3 protein-coding genes are annotated in these 3,671 nt (G+C 44.5%); all 3 read right to left on the bottom strand.

Going from position 1 to position 3,671, the window contains the following annotated elements; all coding sequences use genetic code 11:
• Positions 1-37: 37 nt before the first annotated feature.
• Positions 38-1,057, bottom strand: a complete 1,020-nt coding sequence (locus IT393_03635; protein ID MCC7201745.1) for a hypothetical protein — start codon at positions 1,055-1,057, stop codon at positions 38-40.
• A 25-nt stretch (positions 1,058-1,082) separates the two neighbouring features.
• A complete protein-coding gene (locus IT393_03630; protein MCC7201744.1) occupies positions 1,083-1,757 on the bottom strand; it encodes a DUF4412 domain-containing protein in 675 nt (224 codons plus the stop codon).
• Positions 1,758-1,888: 131 nt separating this feature from the next.
• Positions 1,889-2,746, bottom strand: a complete 858-nt coding sequence (locus IT393_03625) for an HDOD domain-containing protein (GenBank protein MCC7201743.1) — start codon at positions 2,744-2,746, stop codon at positions 1,889-1,891.
• Between the last annotated feature and the right edge of the window lie 925 nt (positions 2,747-3,671).

Raw genomic sequence — 3,671 nt, 5'->3', positions numbered from 1 at the left:
TCTTTAACAACCTGCCTGTGGCTCAAAGTGATAAAGATTACAAAGCGCTGTTGCCGCAGTATGCGGATCGTGACATCATCACTAACATGAAATTCTGAGGGGTGCGGTTAACTAACCGCTTACCTTTCTTCGCATGTACGTCACCTAACCTATTTGCCTTCTCAATGACTTTTCTGGCTTTTTCGCCGTCTTCCGCAAAACCGTAATAATCCCTCGCATTGGCCAGAGATTGCGGCTTATCATCTTTCGATAAAGCATCCCCTCTTTTCTCAGCCCGCTCCACAGCCTTGTTTTGTCTGAGGTCGCCAAACAGGTTGTACCAGTCGCGGGCAATGATCAAATGTTCCCGGGATTCCATAACGGGTTTGTTTTTCTGCTCAAACGGCATCTCTTTTTTATTGAAAGCCTTTTCCTCCTGAACCAACTCTTCATCAATGTTTCTGAGAGCGATATTTTCAAGTTCCTTCAGATAGCCAATTTTTACCTTCAACGCTTTATCTCCAGGGTTGGACCTGGCCTGCTTCTCCAGATCCCGGAGGGCCTCGGCATTATTCACACCCCCGTTAAACCCCTGGAAATAATGAACGACACCGATTCTGAAGGCCTCTATGTCTTTAGTCCTGGAGCGGACATACTGACTCATCACCCGATCCGCTGCTTCTGACTCGCCGATCTGGCTATACCACTGAAATGCACCGGCATCTTTCAACACAACCCTAAAGGGATTATTGGAATTCGGTCCTTGAGTGTAACTTCCTTCCGAATAAAAATTCCCTTTCGTTTCAGCCTCCTTGCCTAATCTATAACCGACCCGCTTCCATCCCTCCTGCGCCTCTTTCGAAGAGAGATTCGGACCTTCACATCCGGCCCCCCATTTCGCAAAATTGTAAGAACTAAATGCGAGGGCAAGATTGCCGGATTTTTCTGCTGCCACCGCCTCATTGAAGGATTCCTTCAACTGCTTGTTAGGAGTACACTCACCGTCGGCGTCAACCCTGTGAGACATACCAGCCAAGAGGCCGCATAAAACCACGATAATTGCAAGGTATCTTCTCATAACGACCTCCTTGTCTCTTATTCAACTACCGGCCAAACCCCGGCACCTTGTCGAATAACCCCTTCATTCCACCCTTCCCCATCCCTGGCAAGCCTGGCATCTCCATCTTAGTGTAGTCAGCCGGAATCTCAAATAGCGCCGGGGCCTGTTGTCCGATCTCCAGATTCGTGAGCTCCATTTTGATCCGCTCTCTTGAATCCCCGTCCTGGGAAATAGCATCCATTTTGACCTGAATCCCCGGATTGACAACCCAGACGAACCCGCCGAATTTTTTCCCATCTTCACCCGTCATAATCACCTTGTACTTGGTTGCCTCGTGTCCGCCAATTACCTCTTTCCCCACCTCTTCGGCTTTTTCGGTTTTATATTTCGATATGTCCGCGTCGGAACCTTGCTGTTGTCCTTGATTCATGCCCATCTCCATATACATCTTCTCTTCCGGCATAAGCATCCACATGACACCCTTATCTGAGCGCCTGATCGTAATTTGGACACGGTCCCCTATCTTCTGCTCTTTTCTTTCTTTACCGGGCACTACATAGACCTTCGACTTCAACACTGCCTTTGCCGTTTCAACAGAGCTGTCTGCAGAATACTGCGCCTGGGATTCCTGCTGCTTCATTCCTTCCGCAGCCCAGGACAGGCTTCCGAAAATAAGGGTGGTGCTTACAGCCAACAGGATCATCGGGATTTTTCTCATAGCCTTATCCTCCTCTTATTGATTAAATTTAATATTTAAATGAATATTTGTCTTTTCGAGATTAGGATAGCAGCATGAGATTTGCCTGTACGCTAAATCGTCGCTGTCCCCATTTAGCCATTTAGCTCCACTCAATCAAAAACAGATTTTTCCACATTATACGTCTGGAGAATATTAACTGCCAACCCGTCCACTGCATCCTTCCCAAACCGGAGGAATACTGACGAAGGTAGCTCATGCAGATTAACAGATTCATCAGCATTCCTGTATCCGATTCCCAAATATTTACATATATGGTCGGCAAGATTCACTACTGCCACGCTTTTCGCAACCACCGGATTGTTTATGTCTTCAAGTTTGACATTTATTAAATGATGATTCTCCAGGATGCTGACGAGCAGGGGACTAAATCCCCATTTCTCGATTACACGTGCCCCTAATTCCGCATGGTTAAAGCCGTAAACCTCTTCTTCTGCAGAAATTGATTCATCATTCTCATTGTAAACCGTCATCATTACTTCTTCAAAAACGTCAGGAGATTCATTATTCATAACAGTCTTTCCGAAATCATGCATGAGTCCGCCGACGAAGGAAGATTCTCCAACTTCGGCTTCCAGCCCCGCCGAAATCATTTTGGAGGCAATAGCAGCACCAACTGAATGATCCCATAAAATCTTCTCTTTCATACCGAAATTCTTATGAAGCGCCCGGGTGGAAATAGAAAGAACCAGGCTTCTGATAGTCCTTAATCCAAGGAGAACTATCGCCTGACGCAGACTGGCAACTTCACGCCTCAGACCATACAATGCGCTGTTGGATATTTTAAGTATCCGTGCTGCTATCGCCTGATCTTTTTCAATAATGTCGCTGAGTTTGTCAATCGTGCAGTTTTCATCATTTAGTGTTTCAATCACTTTCCTGGCCACAAAAGGAAGGACATTCAGATCTCCTGCTTTATTGATAAGGTCTTCTTTGGAAATAACACCCATTTTTTAACAACCTCCATGCAAAATTTTAATTTCACAATAAAGACTGGATACAGGAAAGTCAAGAGGTTTGTATGCAGAAATAAATATTCGCTATCGCTGTCGTTAAATAGGGACAGCGACTATTTATTTATGCGCCACTGCTTGTTCTACATCGGTAAGTTACACGTACCAACTCCTTGCGCGCCAAGGATTGCCTCTTGCGCTGTATCACGCCAACCCACATTCACAATAGGAGTATGCTTTTCTGAGCATAAGACAGCAGAATGAGGTTATAAGCTCAATAGAAGTTCAGCTTGTGGATCCTTATGATCTGACTATGAATATAATTAGTTCATAGGTCGTCTTAAAAAGCGTCTGCCGATGATCAATGTCCCAAACATTACACCTGAAAGAATGATTGAAGAAGGCTCGGGTACAGATGACACGTTAGAGAGATTAAGCCTGAGTGATGCCGAAGAATAAGTCCTGAAACCATGATCGAGAGACATGGGTGCTAAGATAAATAAAAGGTTAAAATGTTTTAAATTTCCCTCATCAATTATTGAAGATGAGATAAACTCAGTAACGTCTATAATAATATCCCCATCCCCAAAAGGTCCAAAATAATATCCCGGCGAAGATAAATAATCATGACCGCCCAAGAAATCAGAGGGATTTCCATTCAGCTCAGGAACCCCGATAAGGAATACATCGGGACTATCACCATAACCACCAGAGGATTTAATAGATAAGATTGCCTTGCTTACACGAACATTCGATGGATAGGGTTGCCCACTATAAAAATCTAAAACTGCTTCACTAGGAGCCTGTCCGAGTAATAATTACTTCACCTAAGACAACAAAATCCATATAATAGACGACATGAAAACATACCGCACATATGAACCGAACCAATTATTGTTGATACCGCCATCGTTGAGGGAGT

The sequence above is a fragment of the Nitrospirota bacterium genome (assembly GCA_020851375.1).
GTDB lineage: Bacteria > Nitrospirota > 9FT-COMBO-42-15 > HDB-SIOI813 > HDB-SIOI813 > RBG-16-43-11.
The sequence above is the reverse complement of the archived record's forward strand: the minus strand, read 5'-3'. Positions and strand labels throughout refer to the sequence as shown.

Coding starts and splice junctions, on each gene's coding strand:
- IT393_03635 (MCC7201745.1), bottom strand. CDS start 1,057: ATGAGAAGATACCTTGCAATTATCGTGGTTTTATGCGGCCTCTTGGCT.
- IT393_03630 (MCC7201744.1), bottom strand. CDS start 1,757: ATGAGAAAAATCCCGATGATCCTGTTGGCTGTAAGCACCACCCTTATT.
- IT393_03625 (MCC7201743.1), bottom strand. CDS start 2,746: ATGGGTGTTATTTCCAAAGAAGACCTTATCAATAAAGCAGGAGATCTG.